The 20,662-nt window shown below is 65.8% G+C and carries 15 protein-coding genes; 8 read left to right on the top strand and 7 right to left on the bottom strand.

From position 1 onward, the window contains the following. Nucleotide 1: 1 nt before the first annotated feature. Nucleotides 2–1,186 carry an efflux RND transporter periplasmic adaptor subunit gene (locus B0E46_RS05635; protein ID WP_077554795.1) on the bottom strand — a complete coding sequence of 395 codons (1,185 nt, stop codon included), beginning with the start codon at nt 1,184–1,186 and terminating at the stop codon, nt 2–4. Between the two features lie 562 nt (nt 1,187–1,748). Between B0E46_RS05635 and B0E46_RS05630 the strand changes: the two genes are divergently transcribed. The 3 genes from B0E46_RS05630 to B0E46_RS05620 all read left to right on the top strand — a co-directional run bounded on the left by B0E46_RS05630 (nt 1,749) and on the right by B0E46_RS05620 (nt 8,643). After that, the gene (locus B0E46_RS05630; RefSeq protein WP_077554794.1) at nt 1,749–6,680 is read left to right on the top strand and encodes an NAD-glutamate dehydrogenase domain-containing protein; all 4,932 of its coding nucleotides are present in this window, start codon (nt 1,749–1,751) and stop codon (nt 6,678–6,680) included. Nucleotides 6,681–6,785: 105 nt separating this feature from the next. Beyond that, nucleotides 6,786–7,547 (top strand): NAD kinase, encoded by a 762-nt coding sequence (locus tag B0E46_RS05625; protein ID WP_077554793.1) that lies wholly within the window; start codon nt 6,786–6,788, stop codon nt 7,545–7,547. Nucleotides 7,548–7,719: 172 nt separating this feature from the next. Beyond that, complete coding sequence (locus tag B0E46_RS05620; RefSeq protein ID WP_077554792.1) at nt 7,720–8,643, top strand: 5'-nucleotidase; 924 nt, start codon at nt 7,720–7,722, stop codon at nt 8,641–8,643. Between the two features lie 51 nt (nt 8,644–8,694). On the opposite strand, the gene B0E46_RS05615 is transcribed toward B0E46_RS05620, so the two are convergent. The 4 genes from B0E46_RS05615 to B0E46_RS05600 form a co-directional block, all read right to left on the bottom strand. Then, a complete protein-coding gene (locus B0E46_RS05615; RefSeq protein WP_139350438.1) occupies nt 8,695–9,999 on the bottom strand; it encodes a hypothetical protein in 1,305 nt (434 codons plus the stop codon). 56 nt (nt 10,000–10,055) lie between these two features. After that, nucleotides 10,056–10,307 (bottom strand): hypothetical protein, encoded by a 252-nt coding sequence (locus B0E46_RS05610; RefSeq protein WP_139350437.1) that lies wholly within the window; start codon nt 10,305–10,307, stop codon nt 10,056–10,058. Nucleotides 10,308–10,424: 117 nt separating this feature from the next. After that, a complete protein-coding gene (locus tag B0E46_RS05605) occupies nt 10,425–11,369 on the bottom strand; it encodes a hypothetical protein (RefSeq protein ID WP_077554789.1) in 945 nt (314 codons plus the stop codon). 310 nt (nt 11,370–11,679) lie between these two features. After that, complete coding sequence (locus B0E46_RS05600) at nt 11,680–12,555, bottom strand: DMT family transporter (RefSeq protein ID WP_077554788.1); 876 nt, start codon at nt 12,553–12,555, stop codon at nt 11,680–11,682. A 134-nt stretch (nt 12,556–12,689) separates the two neighbouring features. Here B0E46_RS05600 and B0E46_RS05595 point away from each other — a divergent pair, with 134 nt between their 5' ends. The 5 genes from B0E46_RS05595 to B0E46_RS05575 all read left to right on the top strand — a co-directional run bounded on the left by B0E46_RS05595 (nt 12,690) and on the right by B0E46_RS05575 (nt 17,696). Further along, nucleotides 12,690–13,859 carry an acyl-CoA dehydrogenase family protein gene (locus tag B0E46_RS05595; protein WP_077554787.1) on the top strand — a complete coding sequence of 390 codons (1,170 nt, stop codon included), beginning with the start codon at nt 12,690–12,692 and terminating at the stop codon, nt 13,857–13,859. Nucleotides 13,860–13,886: 27 nt separating this feature from the next. After that, the gene (locus B0E46_RS05590; RefSeq protein ID WP_077554786.1) at nt 13,887–14,432 is read left to right on the top strand and encodes a GNAT family N-acetyltransferase; all 546 of its coding nucleotides are present in this window, start codon (nt 13,887–13,889) and stop codon (nt 14,430–14,432) included. Then, on the top strand, nt 14,429–14,734 hold the full coding sequence (locus tag B0E46_RS05585; RefSeq protein ID WP_077554990.1) for a hypothetical protein: 306 nt from the start codon (nt 14,429–14,431) through the stop codon (nt 14,732–14,734). The genes B0E46_RS05590 and B0E46_RS05585 overlap by 4 nt, the downstream gene beginning before the upstream one ends. A 14-nt stretch (nt 14,735–14,748) precedes the next feature. Then, a complete protein-coding gene (locus B0E46_RS05580; protein ID WP_254425066.1) occupies nt 14,749–15,333 on the top strand; it encodes a glutathione S-transferase family protein in 585 nt (194 codons plus the stop codon). A gap of 68 nt (nt 15,334–15,401) precedes the next feature. After that, nucleotides 15,402–17,696 (top strand): thiamine pyrophosphate-dependent enzyme, encoded by a 2,295-nt coding sequence (locus B0E46_RS05575; protein WP_077554785.1) that lies wholly within the window; start codon nt 15,402–15,404, stop codon nt 17,694–17,696. Here B0E46_RS05575 and B0E46_RS05570 read toward each other — a convergent pair. Next, nucleotides 17,693–19,447 (bottom strand): diguanylate cyclase, encoded by a 1,755-nt coding sequence (locus B0E46_RS05570; protein ID WP_077554784.1) that lies wholly within the window; start codon nt 19,445–19,447, stop codon nt 17,693–17,695. The genes B0E46_RS05575 and B0E46_RS05570 overlap by 4 nt on opposite strands. Nucleotides 19,448–19,806: 359 nt before the next feature. Continuing rightward, nucleotides 19,807–20,655 carry a hypothetical protein gene (locus B0E46_RS05565; protein WP_077554783.1) on the bottom strand — a complete coding sequence of 283 codons (849 nt, stop codon included), beginning with the start codon at nt 20,653–20,655 and terminating at the stop codon, nt 19,807–19,809. Between the last annotated feature and the right edge of the window lie 7 nt (nt 20,656–20,662).

Genomic DNA, 20,662 nt, shown 5'->3' with positions numbered 1-20,662 from the left:
GTTACTTGCCGCTCGGGGCTGGGCCCGGAGCGTTGGCGGATGCGCCACTGGCGGGTGCCTGCCATGGGCTGGCCTTGGCCGGTGCGCCGGCCTTCACGTTCTGCAGGCCGGACATCACGATCTGGTCGCCAGCGGCGAGGCCGTCGCTGACCACCCAGTTGCCACCGGACATGTCGGTGGTGGTGATGTTCTTGCGCACGACGTTGCCGTCGCTGCCGACAGTCATCACATAGGCACCGATGGTGTCGCGCTGCACCGCCTGTTGCGGGATGAGGAACACCTTGTGCTGCTGGCCGAGGGTGGCCTGCAGCGTCACGTACATGCCTGGCAGCAGGGTGTGCTTCGGGTTCGGAATGATCGCGCGCAGATTGACCGCGCCGGTGGCCGGATTGACCGTGGTATCGGAAAAATCCAGCACGCCCTGTTCGCCGTATACGCTGCCGTCGGGCATGGTGACCTGCACGTTGGCCTTGTCCGGATCGGCAAGCGTGACATTGCCGCTGCTCTGGGCGCGACGCATCTGCTCCATCGCGGCCACGCTCATGGTGAAGTTCACATACAACGGGTCGATCTGGTCGACCGTGGTCAGCAGGGTGGTATCGCCCTGGCCCACCAGCGCACCTTCGGTGACCTGTTGCTGGCCGGCGCGGCCGTCGATCGGCGAGACCACGTTGGCATAGCCCAGATTGAGGCGGGCCGCCTGCACATTGGCCTGTGCGGCCTGCAAGGCGCCTGCGGCGGTGCGCTCGGCGGCCAGTGCGTTGTCCAGGTCCGTCTGCGAGACGTAACCCTTCGGCGCCAGCGCCTGCAGACGTTGTGCGGTGGTCTTGTTGTTGGTGTAGGTGGCCTGGGCCTGGGCCTGCGCGGCCATGCTGGAATCCAGTGCCGCCTTCAGCGGAGCCGGGTCGATCTGGAACAGCAGCTGGCCCTTCTTGACGTCGGTGCCTTCGTCATAGTTGCGCTTGAACAGCACGCCGGGCACCCGCGCACGCACATCGGCGCTGCGGTACGGCGACAGTCGCCCGACCAGGTTCTGGGTCAGCGGCGAGCTCTGCGGCTGCGCCGTGATCACGCCTACTGCAGGTGGCGGCATCTGCGGCGGCCCCTGGGTCTTGCCCTGGCCGCAGGCGGCCAGCGTCAGCAGGCTCAGGCACAGCATAGGTGTGCGCAGTAGAGAGGACTTCATGAGAGCTCCAGGACTTGCGTAATCGGGGGAATGGGTGGCGTCGTGGTGCGCGCAGCAAATCCGTCAACCAGATACTGCATCGCGACCCGCCTGTCTTGTGTCATTGGTTGGCCTGGCCATGGCTGGTCGGGTCATCCTCAAGTCCATGATCGTGTCGCAGCAGTGCTGCGGCGTCGCCGTGAACCAAGACTATACCGATCAGTTTACATTTTATTCGTGCCGCGAATCCAGTCATTGACACGGTCGCGACGATCTGAGCAAACGAGCAGCGTTGCCGCTTGCATGTCACGTCGCTGCCGCGTCTAGCCCGGCATCATGCCGAACGGCAAGGCTGGTGCGCAGTGCGGCGTCGCGGTTTGCACGCTGAGTCTGCTCAGACGTTGCGTGCCTGAAGCGCCCGGCGCCCGATGATTGCAAGAGCTCATCGAGACACCGATGCCATGCGCGTGGGCATGGTGTGAATCGGGGCGCCGCGGGTGGATTCGCCCTGACGCGGGGGGTATCCTTCCAAGGCTTTATTACCCACATTCCCTATCCTCGTCTCCACTGACAAGTAGATGCCATGAATGCGACCCTCGCGGCGAACGATCTTCCCCTTCCGTCTGTTGTGCTTGATGAGCTGAAGAAAGGCGGCATGTCGCCGCAGCGATTGAACGAGGCCCAGGTGTTTTGCCAGGCGTTCTTCGCGCGCATCGCCAGCAGCGACACGGATCTGCACACGCCGACGCAGTGGGCGGCCGTGGTCGGCGGCCTGCTGGAATTCATGCAGCAGCGTCCTGCCGGACGCGCCTCGGTGCGCGTGCTCAATCCGGTGGGCACGCATGCCGGCCGCAGCCTGCTGCAGATCGTGACCGACGACATGCCGTTCCTGATCGATACGGTGAGCATGATCGCGTCGAACAGGCTGCAGATCCACGCGGTGATCCACCCGGTGTTGAAGGTGGTGCGCGATGCTTCCGGCCAGTTGCAGAGCCTCGGCGACGAGGCCGGCGTGCCCGAGTCGGTCATGCATTTCGAAATCGACCGCGTCGCCGACGATGCGGAACTCGCCCAGCTCAAGGCACAGGTCGAAACCGCGCTGGACGACGTGCGCGCCTCGGTGAACGACTGGGCGGCGATGCGCGACAAGGCGCTGGCGATCGCCGCCGACCTGCCGCAGCGCCAGCTGCCACTGGATGCTGCGTCGGTGCAGGAAGCCAGCGAATTCATGCGCTGGATCGCCGACGACAATTTCACCTTCCTCGGTTATCGCGAGTACGAGGTCTCCGAGGCCGACGGCGATCGCGTGCTGCGCTCGGTGGAGTCGTCCGGGCTGGGCATCCTGCGCAAGACCGACCGCTCGATGGCGCCGCGCTCGCTGCGCACCCTGGCGGCCAGCGAGCTGCCGCAGTCCGGTTCGACCGACGCGATCATCCTGACCAAGACCAATGCGCGCTCGCACGTGCACCGCGCCGGCTACATGGATTACATCGGCGTGCTGAAATTCGGCCCGAACGGCAGGGCGGTGGCCGAGCAGCGCTTCCTCGGCCTGTTCACTTCCAATGCCTACATGGTGCGTCCACAGGACGTGCCGCTGGTGCGCCACAAGGTCGAGGCCGTGCTGGCCCGCTCGGCGCTCAAGCGCGATTCGTATTCCGGCAAGTCGCTGCGCCACATCCTGGAGACGCTGCCGCGCGAGGAGCTGCTGCAGAGCAGCGAGGACGAGCTGTTCGCCACCGCGATGGGCATCCTCGAACTGCGCCAGCGCGTCCGCACGCGACTGTTCGTGCGGCGTGACCGCTACGGCCGTTTCTTCAGCTGCATGGTGTTCGTGCCGCGCGACCGCTTCAACACCGCGGTGCGCGAGCGCATCGAGGCGCTGCTGGGTACGGCGCTGCATGCCGAGCAGAGCGACTCCTCGGTGCAGATGGGCGAGGCCGCGCTGGCACGCCTGACCATCGTCGCGCGCCCGAAGATCGGCGATCAGCCTTCGTACGACCTGGCCGCGCTGGAGCAGGGCGTCGCCGCCATCGTGCGCAACTGGCACGACGACGTGCGCGATGCGCTGGTGCGTGCGCGCGGCGACCACGAGGGCGTGGTGCTGGCCAACCGCTATGCCCGTGCGCTGCCGGCCGGTTATGTCGAGGATGTCAGTCCGGCGGCCGCCGCCGAGGACGTGCACCAGCTGTCGCTGCTGAACGGCGACAACGCCCTGCGGATGTCGTTCTACCACCCGCCGAAGGCGCCCGAGACGCTGCGCTTCAAGGTGTACCGCTCGGGCGGCGACATCGCGCTTTCCGAAGTATTGCCGCAGCTGGAGAACCTCGGCCTGCGCGTGCTCACCGAGCATGTCTACGAGATCCCCGGCGAGAACAGGTCGCTGTCGATCCAGGATTTCGAGGTGCAGCCGGCGGGCAAGCTGACTTTCGGCGTCGAGCAGGTCGGTGCGTTGTTCGAGGATGCGTTCGAGCAGATCTGGCGCGGCAATGCCGAGAACGACGGCTTCAACCGGCTGGTGCTGGGCGCCAAGCTCAACTGGCGCCAGGTGTCGATGCTGCGCGGCTACTGCAAATACCTGCAGCAGGCCGGCGCGACGTTCTCGCAGTCCTACATGGAGGAGACCCTCAACCGCTATCCGGCGATCGCCGGCCTGCTGGTGGAGCTGTTCCTGGCGAAGTTCGACCCGCGTCGCGAATCGCTTTCCGCCGATGAGCTGAAGGCCGCCAGCGCGACCCTGGTGGCCGAGATGCAGGCGTTGATCCCGGCCAACGTGCAGAGCGCGCAGCCTGGGCTGATCGATGGCCTCGGCGCCGCGTTGTCCAAGCCGCGCGACGAGCAGATCCAGATCGTCGAGAGCGCGATCGGCGTGCTGCTGGAAAACGTCGCCAGCCTCGACGAGGACCGCATCCTGCGCAGTTTCGTCGCCATGATCCGCGCCACCTTGCGCACCAGCTTCTTCCAGCAATGGAACGGCGCCTATCGCGACTACATCAGCTACAAGCTCGACTCGCACCTGGTGCCCGAGCTGCCCAAGCCGGTGCCGTACCGCGAGATCTGGGTCTGCGCCCCGCGCGTCGAGGGCATTCACCTGCGCTTCGGCGCGGTGGCGCGCGGCGGCCTGCGCTGGTCCGACCGCCGCGAGGATTTCCGCACCGAAGTGCTGGGCCTGGTCAAGGCGCAGATGGTCAAGAACACGGTGATCGTGCCGGTCGGTTCCAAGGGCGGCTTCTTCGTCAAGAAGCCGCCGGTCGGTGGTGACCGCGATGCACAACTGGCGGAGGGCATCGCCTGCTACCGCCTGTTCATCAACGGCCTGCTCGACATCACCGACAACCTGGTCGAAGGCAAGGTGGTGAACCCGCACGACGTGGTACGCCACGACGCGGACGATCCCTATCTGGTGGTGGCCGCCGACAAGGGCACCGCCACGTTCTCCGACATCGCCAATGCGATCTCGATCGAACACGACTTCTGGCTGGGCGACGCGTTCGCCTCCGGCGGCTCCAACGGCTACGACCACAAGGGCATGGGCATCACCGCCAAGGGCGCGTGGGAGTCGGTCAAGCGCCACTTCCGCTCGCTCAACCGCGATTGCCAGACGCAGGACTTCACCTGCGTCGGCATCGGCGACATGTCCGGCGACGTGTTCGGCAACGGCATGCTGTTGTCCGAGCACACCCGCCTGCTGGCGGCGTTCGACCACCGCCACGTGTTCCTCGATCCGAACCCGGATACCGCGCGTTCGTTCGCCGAGCGCCAGCGCATGTTCAAGCTGCCGCGCTCGAGCTGGGACGACTACGACAAGTCGCTGATCTCGGCCGGCGGCGGCATCTATCCGCGCAGTGCGAAGTCGATCCCGATTTCGCCCGAAGTGCGCGCGGTATTGGGCCTCAAGCCCGAGGTGACGCAACTGGCGCCGAGCGACCTGCTCAGCGCGATCCTCAAGGCACCGGTCGACCTGCTGTGGAACGGCGGTATCGGCACCTACGTGAAGTCCTCCGCCGAAACGCATGCCGACGTGGGCGATCGCGCCAACAACGCGCTGCGCGTCAACGGCGCCGAGCTGCGCTGCAAGATCGTCGGCGAGGGCGGCAACCTGGGCATGACCCAGAAGGGCCGCATCGAGGCGGCCCAGCACGGCGTGCTGCTCAACACCGACTTCATCGACAACTCCGCCGGCGTGGACACCTCCGACCACGAGGTGAACATCAAGATCCTGCTGAACGATGCGGTGCAGCGCGGCGAGCTCACCGAGTCGGCGCGCAACACCCAGCTGGCCGCGATGACCGACGAGGTCGGCCAGCTGGTGCTGTGGGACAACTACCGGCAGAACCAGGCGATTACCCTGATGGAGCACCAGTCGGTGAGCCGCCTCGGCTCGATGGCGCACTTCATCCGCACGCTGGAGGCCGAGGGCACGCTGGACCGCCAGGTCGAGAACCTGCCGTCCGAGGCCGAGCTGACCGAGCGCAAGAGCCGCGGCCTGGGCCTGACCCGGCCGGAGCTGTCGGTGCTGCTGTCGTACGACAAGATGCGCCTGTTCCAGCAGCTGCTGGATTCCGACGTACCGGAAGACCCGTACCTGTCCAAGGAGTTGGTGCGCTACTTCCCGGCGCCGCTGCACGAAAAGTACGCCGAGCACATGCAGCGCCATCGCCTGAAGCGCGAGATCATCGCCACCGCGGTGACCAATTCGACGATCAACCGCATGGGCGCCACCTTCATGATGCGCATGCAGGAAGACACCGGCCAGGGCCCGGCGGCGATCGCCAAGGCGTACACCGCGGCACGCGAGATCATCGAGGCGCGCGAGCTGTGGTCGCAGATCGAGGCACTCGACAGCAAGGTGGCCGAGGACACCCAGATCGACGCGATCAAGCAGATCTGGTCGCTGCTGCGGCACATGACCCGCTGGCTGCTGAATCGTCCGGGCGGCACGCTGGACATCGCCGCCAATGTCGAGCGTTATCAGGCGGGCGTGTCGGCCCTGCGCAAGGCATTGCCGGAGGTGCTGACGCCGACCGGGAAGGGCGACTTCTCCTGCACCCAGGAGAAATGGGAAGGGCTCGACCTGCCCGCCGACCTGTCCCTGCGGCTGGCCCGCCTGCCGGAATTGCGTGCGGCGCTGGACATGGCCGAAGTGGCGCAACAGAGCGGGCAGCCGGTGGAGAAGGTGGCCTCGGTGTTCTTCGAGCTGGGCGAGGCGCTCGACCTGGAGTGGCTGCGCAGCCAGATCGAGGCGCTGCCGGTCGAAGGCCACTGGCACGCACAGGCGCGCGGCTCGCTGCTGGATGAGCTCAACCACCAGCATCGCGCACTGGCCCTGCAGGTGCTGAGCCTGACCGGCGAGCGCAAGGACGTTTCACCGGTGCAGGCATGGCTGCAGCGCGACGATGCCACGCTGCAGTACACCCGCAGCATGCTGGCGGAAATCCTCACCCAGAATGCCGACTACCCGATCGCCTCGGTGGCGGTACGCCGGCTGGCCCAGCTGGCGCAGGTGCCGGTGAACTGAGCCGGCGTAGGTTGAGGAAGTGAGCCATCAAGGCGCAGGATCAATCATGGTCTTGCGCCTTGATGCTGTGTAATCTCAGCTGACCTCATCGCCTGGTTGCCGTGCATGCGCTTTGCCTTCGTCGCCAGTGACACCAGCGTCGCCCAGCAGGCACGTCGCAAGCTGGTGGATCGCTATGGCGAGGTAGCACCCGAACAGGCCGAGCTGATCGTGGCGCTCGGCGGCGACGGCTTCATGCTGCGCACCCTGCACGCGCATCGTGCGCTGGAAGTGCCGGTCTACGGGATGAAGCTGGGCCGGGTCGGCTTCCTGATGAACAAGCACAAGCTCGATGGGCTGCCGGAGCGGATCGGGCGTGCCCATACTGCCTCGCTGTTCCCGCTGCAGATGCAGGTCACCGACGCGGGCGGCAACGAACACACGGCGCTGGCCTTCAACGAGGTCTCGCTGCTGCGCCAGAGCAACCAGGCCGCGCATCTGGAGGTGCAACTCAACGACACCGTGAAGCTGGCGAACCTGGTCTGCGACGGCATCATGGTCGCCACGCCGGCCGGCTCCACGGCCTACAACCTGTCCGCGCATGGTCCGATCCTGCCGCTGGACGCGAACGTGCTGGCGCTCACCCCGATCAGCCCGTTCCGCCCGCGCCGCTGGCGCGGCGCGATCCTGCCGCACCGCACCGAGGTGATCCTGCGTGTGCTCGATCCGGGCAAGCGCCCGGTCAGCGCCACCGCCGATTTCCATGAGGTGCGCGACGTACGCACGGTGGCGATCCGGCAATCCGGCGGCCAAGGTGTGCGCCTGCTGTTCGATCCGGAGCACAATCTCGAACAGCGCATCCTCGACGAGCAGTTCGCGGCGGAATGAGCTGACAGCGAGAAGTGAGGAGTGAGGAGTGAGGAGTGAGGAGTGAGGAGTGAGGAGTGAGGAGTGAGGAGTGAGGAGTGAGGAGTGAGGAGTGAGGGAGGGCAGGCTGCGCACCTGGGTCTCTCTCACACCTCACTCTGCATTCACTCACTCCTTGCGCTAGATTCACGCCATGACCTCCCCCATCGTCCACGATCCTGCCTCGCCCACCGACAATCGCCTGGTCGTCGCGATCTCCTCGCGTGCGTTGTTCGACCTCGGCGACAGCCACATGTTGTTCGAGCGCCATGGGCTCGATGCCTACCGTGCATTCCAGATCGATCACGAGAACGAAATACTGAAACCCGGCGTGGCGTTTCCGCTGGTGCAGAAACTGCTCGGCCTGAACAAGCTGGCCGGCGATGTGCCGCCGGTCGAGGTGATCCTGCTGTCGCGCAATTCCGGCGACACCGGCCTGCGCATCTTCAACGCGATCCAGCACTACGGGCTGGAGATCAGCCGTGCCGCGTTCACCAGCGGGGCACCGACCTCCGATTACATCGCGCCGTTCAAGGCCGACCTGTTCCTCTCCGCCAATGCCGAGGACGTCGGCCGTGCGTTGGCAGCTGGCGTGGCGGCGGCGACCATCCTGCCCAGCACCGCGCCGCCGCGCGCCAGCGAACAATTGCGTATCGCCTTCGACGGCGATGCGGTGATCTTCGGCGACGAAGGCGAGCGCGTGTCGCGCGAGGAAGGCCTCGAAGCCTTCCATCGCAGCGAAACCGAGCATGCCGCCGAGCCGTTGTCGGTCGGCCCGTTCCGCGGTTTCCTCACCGCCCTGCATCGGCTGCAGGCTGCATTCCCGGCCGAGAATTCACCGATCCGTACGGCGCTGGTTACGGCACGCTCGGCGCCCGCGCACAAGCGTGTGATCCTCACTCTGCGCAAGTGGGGCGTGCGCATCGACGAGGCGCTGTTCCTCGGCGGTCGCGACAAGGGGCCGTTCCTCGACGCGTTCGGCGCCGACATCTTTTTCGACGATTCGCCGGCGAACGTGGAGTCGGCACGCAAGCATGTGGCGACGGGGCATGTGCCGCATGGAGTGAGCAACCGGTAGCGCGGATGTCGAAGGCCCTGCAAGGGCTTGCCGGGCGGATGTTCCACTTCTTCAACAGGCCTGCGCCGCGGACTCCGTTGCCGCCGATTGCACAGGACGAACGCGATGGCAGGTCGCGACACGCCCCAGCATTTCCGCGACCTGGCTGGCAACCGGCGAGTCGGCCAGATGGGACGCGTAGCCGATCTGCAGCAGGGTGTGCAGGCCGGCAAAGTCGCGTTGCCTGACGGCCCTGTGCATGGCGATGTCCAGCAGCAGGCCTGCGATGGCGTCCTGCCGGGGGTGCTCCATCTTGTCGAACTCGTCGCGCCAATGCACGGCGGCGCCATGGGCATCCAACCGAGCCATGATCCGGGACGAGGCGCCACGCACGGCGCCGGTGGCTGAAATATGGATCGGTGGCGCGCGCCCCGGCAGCAGTGCGGCGGCACACAGCAGTCCCATCACATAAACGGTGTGGTACGAGGTTGCCAGCAGATAGTTCTGGCGTTCGCGACCCTGCAGGCGATGGAGCCGGTCAAGCCGGGTAATCGGGGCCGGCAGGAAACCTGCGGCATCCTCGACCTGCGCGAGAACACGGAAGCCGAATGTCGCGGCGGGGCTCCAGGATTTTCCGGTCAGCGGCCATGCAAGCAGCAGCTCGCCGGCAAGATCGTAGTCCTGGTCATCGAGACAGCGGGCAAGCGCGCCTTCGGCCTCCGCCAGTATCAGGTGCCGCGGGCGTGGCAGGCGCAGCGGCTGGAGATTGAATCGGCTGCAATAAATCAGCGCGTGCGTGAACGCGTAAATGTCCTCGCGATGGCCATTGAGCAGGTCCATCGGCAGGTTCAGTTGCGACCACCTCGCTAGCGCGCCAGCGGATCTGCGACAGGTGGTTCCAGGGCCGGACCACAGATCGGCGCTCCAGGACTGTTCGAGCATTCGGTGCGGTGGCCGCTCGCGTCCGGTGGCGGCCTGTGCCTGCACACTCTGCTGCAGCAAGATGTCGAAGTCCGTGTCCGGATAGCCCAGCCGTGCGAGACAGATGTGCGCGTGCGCATAGTCCAGTGCTAGCGCCGGCTCCATGCATAGAGCCAGCTTTATGCGCTCGCTGCGCGCATGCGGAATCAGTCGCTGCGCCACCCTTTCAACATGGGTGTGGACTTCCGGGTATTGGCCCGCCGCCGATTCTGCCGCCAGCAGGAGCAGGGCGGTTTCGGAGATGGCTTTTTCGGGGCGCAGGCTGTTGGATGGCTGCTCGGAATCCGCGTAGCCATCCGGTGCAAGCTGATCCACGACTTGTCTGGCAACAATCAGCGCGTGGCAGAGGCGACGCACCAGATCCCTGGCGTCCCAGCGGGCTCGTGAGGTGTTCATCCTGGTCCTTCCTGGGCTTTTCTGGATTCTCTGCCACGCACCTGGCTGTTAACGACTCAGCGTTCCAGCTCCTGCGCGACGTTGCGCAGGCCCCCGAGGTTTTCCACGCCGCCGCCGGGAATGCCGGGGTTGAGGATGTACAGGCGCAGGAAGGTGCGCATGGTTCCGCAAAACATGTCCCATGGTTCGTCGGCCAGTGCGACGGACGGCCCGATTTCGGCGACGGTCTTGCCGATGGCATTGAAATCGATCGATTTGGTTTCAAGCAGTTTCCTGACGATCTCCTGGTGACTCACTCGATTTGACATGGTGCTGGCCTCCTGGCTTCACGATGGATATGGGTATGGCAGCGGCATCTGCCCTGGAGCAATTTCCCTGGCCGTGCCCTGCATGGCCAAACTAGCAATGCCCGGCGTCGTGAAGCATCACCCGAATGGCGTAGGCGCATGCCCCTGCGATGGGCCCGCCCCGGGGCGTGACAGTGCGACCGAAAGTACCCGGAACAGGGCGCTTTGGCGGTGACAACCGGTTTTCTCCATCAGCATGCGCAGCTGGACGCGGCCGGTTGCCAGCGATTTGCCAAGGCGTTCGCAAGCCTCGGCAAGATCGCCGGTATCAAACAATGCAAGCGCGAGTCGGGCTTCGGCGATGGTGAAGCCGAACAGGTCCCTGAGGACGGCATCCGCCTCTCCCGGATGCGGGATCACCGGCTGTACGAAGACGACGGCACGAGCACGGTCGTCATCCTCTGCGGATGTCGCGTCATGGTCATGCAGGGCGCTGATGGTCAGGACCAAGGCCGGCCGGCCGTCAATGCCACGTACAAGCATCTGCGCATCGCAGGCGGCCGTACTGCCGACTGCAAGATCAATCAGCGCGCGCAGGCGCAGCTGGTCGGTGGCCACGCATGCGCGCAATCGGCCGTGCGCGAGCTGCATGCCGTCATGCCCGGTGAGCAGGAGTTGCGCGGACGGATTGGCGAACAGGCAGCGGCCCTGCGCATCCAGCATTGCAATGCCCACGGCCAGCCGGTCCAGCAGGCCGTGAAGGGTGCACAACTGGGCCTCAAGCCGGTTCAGGCGACGCTGGATTGCATAGGCAGTGTGCAGGTGTGGCTGCAGCAGCCGGGCGACCCCGGTCCCGTTGGAGGCAGCATGCCGGCGCTCCTTGCTCAAGGCCATCGCCGCCGAGCAGCTGGATGGATCGTGCCGGACGGGCGGCGAATGTCTGCGCCGTTCGAACTGAGGCCGGCCGTTTGCGAAGTCCATGCTGTCGTCCAGCTTGCCTACAAATGTATGCAGGCCGACAGGGTCGAGTACCGAGCTGTAGAGCTGCTCGAGCATGGGTTCGATCGAATGGGCTCCCATCATGGCTCAATCCCCTACCAGGATCGCGCAGCTGCATCTGTGCATCGTGTCCGGATCAGGACGAAGTGACCGGGCGCAAGACCTTCAAGCGGTGTTTCCGGCGGTACCGTGTTCCGTAGCCATCGAAACGTCGGCTAGGGCTGCATGGCCCCGATACAAGGGCAGCAGCTTGTTCCGCGCGCCATTCAATACCTTGCCGTTGTCACGGCTTTAAGCGGGCTGATCCCTCATGCTGTGTCAGGGATTGCCGTCGCGGCTGCGTGGCCTTCGTACGAACCTGCGGTCACGGCCTGATTGACGGCAGGCGTCGGGGTCAGACCATCCTGATCTTTTGCCACCAGCGGGTGACCTTCTCCTCGCGCACCAAGGTGAACAGGCCGGCGCCGAGGATGATCGCGATGCCGACGGCCATCGGCCAGTCCAGGCGGTCGTGGAACAGTACGTAGCCCAGGAATACCGCCCACAGCATCTGGCTGTACTGGGTCGGCGCAACATGGTTGGCCGGAGCTTTCTGCGTGGCCAGCATCAGCAGCACGCTGGCGAGTGCGGCGAGCAGGCCGTAGCCGAGCAGCAGGCCGGCCTGCGGCAGGCTGGGCCAGCGGAAATCCGCCAGCATCAGTGCACCGGTGAGCAGCATCGGACCGATCACGCCGGCGCTGTACAGGGTGATGCGTTTTTCATGCGGGCCGGCCACGCGCAGCGCGATCATCGAGACTGCGCCGGCGAGCGCACAGATGGCGGCGGCCAGATGGCCGATGCCGAGCGCGCGGAAACCCGGGCGCAGCACCACCAGCACGCCGATGAAGCCGGCTACCACGGCCGACCAGCGGCGCCAGCCGACGTGTTCCTTCAACAACACGACCGACAGGATGGTCACGAAGATCGGCAGCAGGAAGATCAGTGCGAACGCCTCGGCCATCGGCAGCGCGGTGAAGGCGATGACCGCGGCGATGCTGCCCACAGCGCCGGCCATGGCGCGTACCAGGTAAAGGCCTGGGCGCTGGGCGAGCAGTACTTCGCGCCAGCGGTCGCCTTCAGCCTTGATGAAGGGCAGCGCGGAAAGCCCCAGGGCGGCACCGAAAAACACGGCCTCATAAGCGGGCAGCGAGCCTCTGAGTGATTTCACGAAGGCGTCGCTGAGGGCGTACGCCGCAAATGCCATGAAACCGAGCAGTACACCTTTGAACATGGATTTCCGGTATTCGGGAGAGGGGTGGCTCGGCTTGCTGGATATCGGCGCGTCGGGGGCTGCGGCTGGGCGCCTGTGCGTGCCTGAGTCCCGCGCTACAATAGCGGTTTTACGCATCCGCTTCCGGAGCTTCCATGGCTGTCAGTCTGAATCCGCTCGACCTGTACGATGTCCGCTCGCTGCTCACCGATGAGGAGCGCATGGTGCAGGATACCGTTGGCCGCTTCGTCGACGAGCGCGTGCTGCCGATCATCGGCGACTGCTTCGACCAGGGCCGCTTCCCGAAGGAGCTGATATCGGAGATTGCCGCGCTTGGCCTGCTCGGTGCGACGATTCCCGAGGAGTACGGCGGCGCCGGCATGAACGGTGTCAGCTATGGCCTGATCTGCCAGGAGCTGGAGCGTGGCGATTCCGGCCTGCGCAGCTTCGCCTCGGTGCAAAGCTCACTGTGCATGTACCCGATCTACGCCTACGGCAACGAAGAGCAGAAGAAGCGCTATCTGCCGCAGATGGCCGCAGGCGAAGTCATCGGCTGTTTCGGCCTGACCGAACCGCACGGCGGTTCCGATCCGGCGAACATGAAGACCCACGCGAAGAAGGACGGCGGCGACTGGGTCATCAACGGCGCCAAGATGTGGATCACCAACGGCAACCTCGCGCACATCGCGATCGTGTGGGCGCAAACCGAGGATGGCATCCAGGGCTTCATCGTGCCGACCGACAGCGCCGGCTTCAAGGCGCAGGAAATCCACAAGAAGATGAGCCTGCGCGCCTCGGTCACCTCGGCGCTGTTCTTCGACAACGTGCGCGTGCCGGACAGTGCGCGGCTGCCGAACGTGAAGGGCCTGAAGGGGCCGCTGGGCTGCCTCACGCAGGCCCGCTACGGCATCACCTGGGGCCCGATCGGCGCGGCACAGGCATGTTTGAAGGAAGTGCTCGACTACACCAAGGAGCGCATCCTGTTCGATCGTCCGCTGGCCGCCAACCAGGCGGTGCAGCTGAAGATGGCCGACATGGCACGCCGCATCACCATGGCGCAGCTGCTGTCGTTGCAGCTCGGTCGCCTGAAGGATGCCGGCAAGATGCAGCCGACCCAGGTGTCGCTGGCGAAGTGGAACAACTGCCGCATGGCGATCGACATCGCGCGCGAGTGTCGCGACATCCTCGGCGGCGCCGGCATCACCACCGAGCACGGCGCGATCCGCCACGCCTTGAACCTGGAATCGGTGATCACCTACGAGGGCACCGAGACGGTGCACCAGCTGGTGGTCGGGCGTGAACTGACTGGCATCAACGCGTTCTGATACCCCTGTACCCACGTCGGGGCATCCATGGACCTTGCTTCGCTGCGCATTGAAACCGAGCGCCTGATCCTCCGCCCGCCCCGGGTGGAGGACTTCGATGCGTATGCCGCCAAGATGGCCGACGCAGAAGCCACCCGTTTCACCGGTGGCCAGCAGGTGCGCTCAGTGGCATGGCGTAGCTTTTTGGCTTCGGCAGGGGCGTGGATGATCCAGGGTTTCTCGATGTTTTCCGTGATCGAGAAAGCCAGTGGACGCTGGCTCGGCCGGCTGGGCCCCTGGTATCCGGAGGGCTGGCCCGGAACGGAAGTCGGCTGGGGTCTGGTGCGCGATGCATGGGGCAAGGGCTATGCCCATGAAGGCAGCGCAGCGGCGATCGACTGGGCGTTTGCGCATCTGGGCTGGAGCGAAGTGATCCACTCGATCCATCCGGACAACCATGCCTCGCAGGCGCTGGCGAAGCGGTTGGGCTCGACCTGCCGCGGGCCTGGCAAGCTGCCCGCACCGTACGAGGCGTCGCCCATCGAGATCTGGGGCCAGACCCGCGAGCAGTGGCAGCGGCGAGCGCGGCCATGAACGCAGCGTTCGATGTCGACCACGCGGCGATCCTGCACAAGACACTCGCTGCCGTCGTGCCTGAGCTGTATCGCCACTGCCGTGATTCGTGGGTGCTGATCGGCAGCGCTGCCGCGCGGCTGGCCGGCGCCGATGGGTGGGAGCCGGTGCGGGTTGGCAGGACCATGACGGTGGAGGTTGCCGGCCTGCACGTGCCCATCCCGGTCGTGGCGGAGCAAGTTCGCCTGCTGGAAAGCTTCGGCCGCCCGAAGGATCTGCAGCGCATCGCGTTGTTGAAGTCATTGAGCGAGGAGTGGGTGTGATCACCATCTACGGCATGCGTGCTTCCGGCAACTGCTACAAGCTGCAGCTGCTGCTCGATCAGCTCGATCGCGAATATCGCTGGGTCGAGGTCGACAGCGCGCACGGCGCCACGCGCACGCCTGAGTACCTCGCCAAGAATCCGAACGGCAAGGTGCCGCTGCTGCAACTGGAGGACGGTCGCCTGCTGGCCGAGTCCGACGCGATCCTCTGTTATCTCGCCGAAGGCACGCCGTTTCTGCCGGACGACCGCTGGCTGCGCGCGCAGGCGTTGCAGTGGCTGTTCTTCGAGCAGTACAGCCACGAGCCGTACATTGCCGTGGCCCGCTTCATCCGCGGCTGGCTACCGGCCGAACATCCACGCCAGGCCGATGTGCCGGGGTTGCTGCAGCGAGGCGCGCAGGCGCTGGCGGTGATGGAGCAGCACCTGCAGCAGCACGACTGGTTCGTCGGCGGCCACTACGGCATCGCCGATATCGCGCTATACGCCTATACCCATTGCGCCGGCGACGGCGGTTTCGATCTGGCCGCCTATCCGGCGATTTCTGCCTGGCTTGAGCGCGTGCGCCGGCAGCCGGGTCACACGCCCATGCAGCGTTGAGTGCCCGCTGTTTCATCTAGATTGGGCGCGGCTCCGCTCGCGCCTTCACCTGATCAGGAAGTGTTTCGATGACCGCGATTCCGTTTGCTCTCTCGGCCCGCCACAAGGGCTTCAACCGTGCCGAGATCGTCGACCAGAACTTCACCGAGTTCGTGCAGCTGTGGCAGGGCGACGTGCGCTCCGCGCCAGACGGCGACCGACGGGAGTCCCCACGGGACGGACAGCCGGTATTGCCGGGCAGCGCGCTCGACGCGCGCGGCTTCCGGGAGTTGCTGGAATCGCAGCTCATCTCGCGCCACCTCGACCTGATGGCGCGCGTGCTGCGTGTGCAGAACAAAGTGTTCTACACCATCGGCTCGTCCGGTCACGAGGGCAACGCGATGGTGGCGCGGCTGACCCGACACACCGACCCCGCCTTTCTGCACTACCGCAGCGGCGGCTTCATGGCCGAGCGTTTCCGCAAGTTGCCGGGCATGGATCCGGTGATGGATTCGACGCTGTCGTTTGCCGCCAGCAAGGACGACCCGGCCTCCGGCGGCCGTCACAAGGTATGGGGCTCCAAGCCGTTGTGGGTATTGCCGCAGACCTCGACCATCGCTTCGCACCTGCCCAAGGCGCTGGGCACGGCGGTGGCGATCGAGCAGGCGCGACGCATCGGCCATGCCTTGCCGATCCCGGACGATTCGATCGCGATCTGCTCGTTCGGCGATGCCTCCAGCAACCATGCCACTGCGCAGACGGCGTTCAACGCCGCCGCGTGGACCGCGTACCAGAAGCTGCCGGCGCCGGTGCTGTTCGTATGCGAGGACAACGGCATCGGCATCTCGGTAAAGACGCCGACCGGCTGGGTGGCCAGCAATTTCCAGCAGCGTTCCAACCTCGATTACTTCTACGCCGATGGCCTGGATCTGGCCGAAGGCTATGCTCAGGTGCAGCGCGCGGTGGAGCATTGCCGCACGACACGCCGGCCAACCTTCCTGCATCTGCGAACCACCCGCGTGATGGGGCATGCCGGCACCGATTTCGAGATCGAATGGCGCAGCATCGAGGAACTGTTCGCGGTGGAGGCGAGCGATCCGCTGCTGCGCTCGGCGGAGATCGCGCTGGAATTGGGTTTGTACTCGAAGGAAGAATTGCTTGAGCTGTACGAGGCCACCCGCAAGCGCTGCTTCGCCGGTGCCGAGGAGGCCGATCGCAGGCCCAAGCTTGAGCGCCTCGACGATGTGATGGCACCGCTGGCGCCGTACACGCCGGCCAAGGTGAAGGCCGAGGCCGAGCGCGCCGATTATGCCGAGCGCCGGCTTGCCGCATTCGGTGGCGAAGCGAAATTGCCGGAGAGCCAGCCGCCACGCCACCTGGCGATCCAGATCGGCCAGGCGCTGCACGACGTGATGGCGAAGTATCCCGAATCGCTGCTGTTCGGCGAAGACGTGGCGCAGAAGGGCGGCGTCTACACGGTCACCAAGGGGCTGCACAAGGCGTTCAGGAACACGCGCGTGTTCAACACCTTGCTGGACGAGACGATCATCCTCGGCCTGGCCCAGGGCTACGCCAACATGGGCATGCTGCCGATCCCGGAGATCCAGTATCTGGCGTATTTCCACAACGCCGGCGACCAGATCCGCGGCGAGGCATCGTCGCTGCAGTTCTTCTCCAACGACCAGTACCGCAACCCGATGGTGATGCGAATCGCCTCGCTGGGTTACCAGCGGGGTTTCGGCGGTCATTTCCACAACGACAACTCGATCACCGCGCTGCGCGACATCCCGGGTCTCGTCGTGGGTTGCGCCAGCCGCGGCGACGACGCGGCGACCATGCTGCGCACGCTGATGGCGCTGGCCAGGGTGGACGGTCGCGTGTGCGCCTTCCTCGAACCGATCGCGCTGTACATGACCAAGGATCTGTACGAGGCCGGCGATGGCCAATGGCAGTTCGCCTATCCGGCGCCCGGCGAAGCGATGACGCTGGGCGAAGGGCGCGTCTACAACGACGATGCCAATGATCTGGTGATCTTCACCTTCGGCAACGGCGTGCCGATGGCACTGCGTGCCGCGCGCACGATCGAGTCCGGGCAGGGCTGGAAGGTACGCGTGGTCGACCTGCGCTGGCTGGCGCCGCTCAATGACGCGTTCATCGCGGCGCAGGCGAAGAACGCCCGGCGCATCATCGTGCTGGACGAAGGCCGCAAGAGCGCAGGCGTTGGCGAGGGCGTGATCACCGCGATCGTCGAGGGCGGCTTCGGCAGCACGCCGCTGGCGCGCGTGGTGGGCGCCGATACCTTCACGCCACTGGCCGGCGCCGCCTTCCTGGTATTGCCGGGCGAGGCCGACGTGGTGGCGGCAGCGAAGAAGCTGGCCGGCTAACGATCGCGCTCGCGCGTTTCGACCACGCGCAGGAGGCGGCCGGGCGGCATCTTCATCGGCACGGTTTCGGCGTACAGGCAGACCCGGTTGCGGCCGTTGAGCTTGGCGTCGTACATGGCGTGGTCGGCGTGTTCGACCAGCGATGCCACGTCGTCGCCGTCCTGCCGCATGGCGATGCCGATGCTGATGCTGAGCAGTTGCGCGTCACTGCTCACCGGAATCTCCAGCCGGTGCACGCGCCGGCACAGCCGGGTCGCCACCTGCATCGCCTGCTGGGCGGATGCGCCGTCGAGCAGGGCCACAAATTCCTCGCCGCCATAGCGTCCGAGCAGGTCGTTCGGACGCAATTCGGCGGCCAGCGACTTGGCCACCGCGATCAGGGCACGGTCGCCGGTATGGTGGCCCTGGTAGTCGTTCAGCAGCTTGAAGTGATCGAGATCCAGGAACAGCACCGCGATCGGCCGCGGCGCTCCGCTGGACAGCAGCACGCTGGCGCGCTCGTTCCAGGCGCGGCGGTTGAGCACGTTGGTGAGCGCGTCGTGGTCGGCCAGCACCCGCACGATGTCGCGGTCGTGGCGCAGTCGCAGGGCGCGGTCGGCAAGGCCCAGCGACAGGATCACCGCCTCGAACGCGCCTCCGGCAAGGCTGGCGTCATTGAGCCAGTCGAGCTCGGGCAGGGCGCCGTTGACCTGCGCGCTGGTCATCGCGGTGAGCAGCAGCAGCGGCGTCCAGCCCGCGAGGAAGAACCATGCCTGGCGCGAACCGCGTGCGGCGGCGGCAACGGCAGCCGTCAGCAATAGTGCGGCACCGATCATCAGCAGGGGATTCAACAGGACCTGCGCCACCTCGACCAGCAGCGGAATCTGGCTGCAGCGCATCAGCACCAGCTGGAACATGCCGACCGAGAGCGCGACGATCGGCACCCGCAGCAACGGGGCATATCGCTGCAGTTCGCAGAACCGCATCATGAACAAGGCGGCGAACGATACCGAGAGAGCGACCGCAGTCGAACCGGCCGTCACGATCATGCCGGACAGCCAGGTCCACTCCAGCGGGTGGAATACGAAGCCGGTCTGGATGCCCTGGATCAGCGCATAGCAGACGATATAGCCGGCGTACCAGGCATAGGTGATGTCGCGCAGCATCATTGCAAAACATGCGGCCATCAGCACCATGGCCAGCATCACGGCGAAGCAGGCGCTGGCGAACACCAGCCATTGCGCATCCTGCTGCAGGTATTCGCTCCATGGCAGCAGGTGGAAGCGTACGGGTGCACTCAACGTTTCCGTCGGCTCGAACTTCAGCAGGATCGGTTCCGATGCCGCCTGGTCGGCGGGCACCAGCCAGGCCAGCCGGCCATGCCCATGCATGGATGCGCGGAAGTCGTCGAGCGCCAGCAGCTGTGCCGGTGCCTGCTGCTGGTTGTATACCGTGACCGCACCCAGCGTGGGCGGGTAGATCGTCAGTACGCGCGCGCTGTTGTCCCACGGTGGCTGCGGTGCGATGACCACCCAGCTGCCTTGCGCGCCGTGTGGAAAGCGCTCGAGCAGGGAGGGATTGAAGCTCTGCAGCATGCCGCCGCGATATTCGCGCAGCACAGCCTGCGGTGTGTCGCCGGTGCGCGCTTCGCGCCAGGCCCCATTCAGAGGCGTGGCGGCGTGGGCGAAACCCAGCCACAGCAGGCCAAGCACAAAACCGAACCATGACCGCCTATGGCGGCCTGATGGCAGTAGTGTGATCAGCCTCTCCATTTGCCTCCCCCCGCTCTGAGACACTCCTGCAGAACTGCGAGCACAAAATTCATGTTGCGGGCATCCATGTCGCCATGTTGGGCAAACCTGCTCAAGGCCAGGTCACTCGTCTGGCAGATATCCCATCGGCCACAACCATTATGGATCGAACCGGTTCCGTCGGTGCATCGCAATTTCCATCGAAATTCCAAGCACTGGTCATGCCATTGCCCGGCGATCCTCCCGCAACTGCGTTGTGATCGCATTCTTTAACGCAAGGCTGGATGCTCTTGACCAGATGCCGGGCATGCCCGGACCGGGTCGGATTGGACGTGTAGCGTCGCAGGGATGGGGTCGATCGCCCCCCCATGCGGCAGATCTTATTTGCGGGTAAGGCTTACCCCGGCGAGGCTTGGGGGTTGCCCGCAGCGACCCGCGCGCAAGGCATCCAGCCAGCTCACGGTCAGTGCAACGGTGGCCGCCCGGGTTGTGCCGGCGAGGCCGATCCCGGCGAAGTTCATGTGCGTGCTGCCGTCGATCACCGCCAGCCAGCTGCACGGGGTGGTCAGCGCGTCGAAGGCCTGCATGCGCCAGTGGTAATCGCCTTCCGTTCCGCTGTCGCGGGTGCCGGTGATCATCAGCATCGGCAGCTGGATGTTGCGTTCCGCGGCGACCGGAAACACCTCATCCGGGCCGGCCGGCGACAGCGCCACGTAGGCGTCGAAGCCGCCTTCGCCGCGTATGCCGATCTTGTTCAGCGCGCCCGCCTCGATCTGCACCGTGCGTGCGCCCATCGAGTGGCCGAGCAGCGCCTTGAACGGTGCCCGGCAACGCTGCTGCGACCATTGCAGTGCAGCGTCGATGTCCATCAGGCGGGCATGGTAGTCGGCCGGGGTCGACACCATCGCGGCCACGCCACGGCGGATGCCGCCGCTGCGGCGGATATCGGCACGCAAAGGCGCCATGCCACTCTCGCGATGGCCCAGCACGATCGTGCGCCAGCCATCCCGGCTCATCGCTTCGCCGAGATAGCGCATGCCTTTTTCGTCGCCACCGGCGCCGGGCGAAATCAGCAGCAGCGGCGGGCATGTCGCACTGCTTGCCTCGTAGACCATCAGCGGTGTCAGTGCGCCGTCGGCGCGCGGCGCGGATACGGCCTGCTGGGCGTGCACGCTGCCGGTCAGGATGGACAGGGCGAGGCAGGCAGAGAGGCGAGGCAGGATCGACATGCAAGAT

Origin of the sequence: Rhodanobacter sp. B04, from assembly GCF_002001125.1 — a bacterium.
In the GTDB taxonomy this organism is placed as follows: domain Bacteria; phylum Pseudomonadota; class Gammaproteobacteria; order Xanthomonadales; family Rhodanobacteraceae; genus Rhodanobacter.
Note: the sequence above shows the minus strand (reverse complement) of the source record. Positions and strands in the feature narration are given on the sequence as shown.

Excerpts from the sequence above, each read along its gene's own strand:
- B0E46_RS05635 (WP_077554795.1), bottom strand. The coding sequence starts at position 1,186 with ATGAAGTCCTCTCTACTGCGCACACCTATGCTGTGCCTGAGCCTGCTG.
- B0E46_RS05630 (WP_077554794.1), top strand. The coding sequence starts at position 1,749 with ATGAATGCGACCCTCGCGGCGAACGATCTTCCCCTTCCGTCTGTTGTG.
- B0E46_RS05625 (WP_077554793.1), top strand. The coding sequence starts at position 6,786 with ATGCGCTTTGCCTTCGTCGCCAGTGACACCAGCGTCGCCCAGCAGGCA.
- B0E46_RS05620 (WP_077554792.1), top strand. The coding sequence starts at position 7,720 with ATGACCTCCCCCATCGTCCACGATCCTGCCTCGCCCACCGACAATCGC.
- B0E46_RS05615 (WP_139350438.1), bottom strand. The coding sequence starts at position 9,999 with ATGAACACCTCACGAGCCCGCTGGGACGCCAGGGATCTGGTGCGTCGC.
- B0E46_RS05610 (WP_139350437.1), bottom strand. The coding sequence starts at position 10,307 with ATGTCAAATCGAGTGAGTCACCAGGAGATCGTCAGGAAACTGCTTGAA.
- B0E46_RS05605 (WP_077554789.1), bottom strand. The coding sequence starts at position 11,369 with ATGATGGGAGCCCATTCGATCGAACCCATGCTCGAGCAGCTCTACAGC.
- B0E46_RS05600 (WP_077554788.1), bottom strand. The coding sequence starts at position 12,555 with ATGTTCAAAGGTGTACTGCTCGGTTTCATGGCATTTGCGGCGTACGCC.
- B0E46_RS05595 (WP_077554787.1), top strand. The coding sequence starts at position 12,690 with ATGGCTGTCAGTCTGAATCCGCTCGACCTGTACGATGTCCGCTCGCTG.
- B0E46_RS05590 (WP_077554786.1), top strand. The coding sequence starts at position 13,887 with ATGGACCTTGCTTCGCTGCGCATTGAAACCGAGCGCCTGATCCTCCGC.
- B0E46_RS05585 (WP_077554990.1), top strand. The coding sequence starts at position 14,429 with ATGAACGCAGCGTTCGATGTCGACCACGCGGCGATCCTGCACAAGACA.
- B0E46_RS05580 (WP_254425066.1), top strand. The coding sequence starts at position 14,749 with ATGCGTGCTTCCGGCAACTGCTACAAGCTGCAGCTGCTGCTCGATCAG.
- B0E46_RS05575 (WP_077554785.1), top strand. The coding sequence starts at position 15,402 with ATGACCGCGATTCCGTTTGCTCTCTCGGCCCGCCACAAGGGCTTCAAC.
- B0E46_RS05570 (WP_077554784.1), bottom strand. The coding sequence starts at position 19,447 with ATGGAGAGGCTGATCACACTACTGCCATCAGGCCGCCATAGGCGGTCA.
- B0E46_RS05565 (WP_077554783.1), bottom strand. The coding sequence starts at position 20,655 with ATGTCGATCCTGCCTCGCCTCTCTGCCTGCCTCGCCCTGTCCATCCTG.